The organism is Pseudogracilibacillus sp. SO30301A, from assembly GCF_037072025.1.
Taxonomy (GTDB): Bacteria; Bacillota; Bacilli; order Bacillales; family Amphibacillaceae; genus Pseudogracilibacillus.
In genome coordinates, this window is record NZ_JAXHDD010000123.1 from 1 (window position 1) to 1,742 (window position 1,742).

Consider the following 1,742-nt stretch of genomic DNA (forward strand, 5'->3'; position numbering starts at 1 on the left):
TGTATTTCGCAAGTGAAAAGTGAACCATTTCGCAATTTAATTTTGAACCACTTTCCCTTCAGTAAATATCAATGAAAAATATGCATTTTTGCTTTTCAAAGCACGTCCATTTTTGTTTTATACATGATTAAATTCTTTAGAAGATGGACCAAAAACAAGCCAACTATACAAGTTTCAACAATATTATTGATCAACTTCATGCTAGTCTGGCGGGACGGAAACCTGTTATTAGTTGTATTTGTTCACTATCTCCCTTAACTTGTCATTTAAAATGGAAGAATATCCAATTCAGATACCAACTCATAATTCTCCTGCTGTAATTTCGCAATTTCCTTTTTTAGAAGTTCTATTTCTTTTGATAATCTAGCGATTTGGATTTGATCATCAATTCCTTCTTCATAAGCAGTCCCATACACTCTTAGCCAATCACTAAAGTTATACATATCCCATTCGTCTATTTTATTTCTGTTATTCTTTAAATCCTGTCCTACTTGGCTTTTGTCCATCCATTTACTGACCAATACCTCATCACATTCCAATTCAAAAGATTGGAAAAAATGAGTTGCCATTTTTGCTGTTATCATTTTATTTATCCCCTTAACTTTAATTCAGCTTATTTTAAAAAATAGTAAACTTATGATTAAATCATTTTTTCCAAGAAGATTTAAAGTGTTCGCAAGTGAAAAGTGAAACATTGCGACTTAATTTTGAACCACCTTACCTGGTTCATTTTTGAGCCATTCTTCTGTTTCTCTCATTCTGAAAGATGGTCCATTCATGTTTAAAACATGTGATTTATGCGTGAGCCGATCTGTTAATGCCGCTGTTAAAACTGGATCTTGGAAAATTTCTTGCCATTTCATGAATGGAAGGTTACTTGTGATGATTGTTGATTTTCTTCCAGCTCTCAAAGAAAGATGTGTAAACAATAATTCAGCACCTTCCTTATCAAATGAGATATATCCAAGCTCATCGATTATTACTAAATCATATTTTTCAAATTTCAATTCGAACGATCGCAGTGTTCTTTCAGAACGGCTTTCTTTTAATTGATTAATAAGTGAAGGAACTGTCGCAAAAAACACTCTATATCCTGCTAGGCATGCTTCCATTCCAAGGCCTACAGAAATGTGAGTTTTGCCCGTACCAGGTGATCCGGTCAAAATTACGTTTTGTCCTTCTTTAATAAAGTCTAAATCCCTTAAATGGACTAGCTTCTGCCTTGCTTGTTCTGGTAACACATCTTCCTGTAATTCTTCTAATAGTTTTTTCTGTGGGAAATTTGCTGCACGAATTCTATTTTGTTTTGCACGTATGAAACGATCATTCTTTTCTTGCACAAGCACCTGATGCAGTATATCAAATGCTTGTTTAGGATTTTTGAATTCCGTTTCATCTTGAACCATTTTTCGAACACTCGGCAATCGAATATCTTTACATAATTGAATGACCTGCTCCTTTTTATTCATGAAATTACCTCCTCCAACTGATTAAACATTTTCGCATAAGCCATCATATTACTTTCCGATTGATTCGTTGTTTCGTCACGCCTTTTTACGTCATTTCCTGTAGGAAATGATTGTTCACAAATGAATAGAATCCTTTCTGTAGAAACATGACTTAAGTGAATGTTTTCAAGCTGTTTAACGGCTTCAAGAACTTGCTTTAGGTTATTATTTTCTTGAATATGAAGAAGTAACTCTATGAATTCTTTTTCTTTTCCTATATAATACTGATGGTAT

2 protein-coding genes and 1 pseudogene are annotated in these 1,742 nt (G+C 33.4%); all 3 read right to left on the reverse strand.

The features are described from left to right. Positions 1 to 266: 266 nt before the first annotated feature. Positions 267 to 584, reverse strand: a complete 318-nt coding sequence (locus SPD89_RS22695; RefSeq protein WP_336264219.1) for a hypothetical protein — start codon at positions 582 to 584, stop codon at positions 267 to 269. Between the two features lie 117 nt (positions 585 to 701). Further along, the gene (istB, locus tag SPD89_RS22700; RefSeq protein WP_336264220.1) at positions 702 to 1,469 is read right to left on the reverse strand and encodes an IS21-like element helper ATPase IstB; all 768 of its coding nucleotides are present in this window, start codon (positions 1,467 to 1,469) and stop codon (positions 702 to 704) included. Continuing rightward, positions 1,466 to 1,742: pseudogene (locus tag SPD89_RS22705) on the reverse strand (IS21 family transposase); the annotation flags it as partial. The pseudogene SPD89_RS22705 and the gene istB, both read right to left, overlap by 4 nt.

Excerpts from the sequence above, each read along its gene's own strand:
- SPD89_RS22695 (WP_336264219.1), bottom strand. The coding sequence starts at position 584 with ATGATAACAGCAAAAATGGCAACTCATTTTTTCCAATCTTTTGAATTG.
- istB (WP_336264220.1), bottom strand. The coding sequence starts at position 1,469 with ATGAATAAAAAGGAGCAGGTCATTCAATTATGTAAAGATATTCGATTG.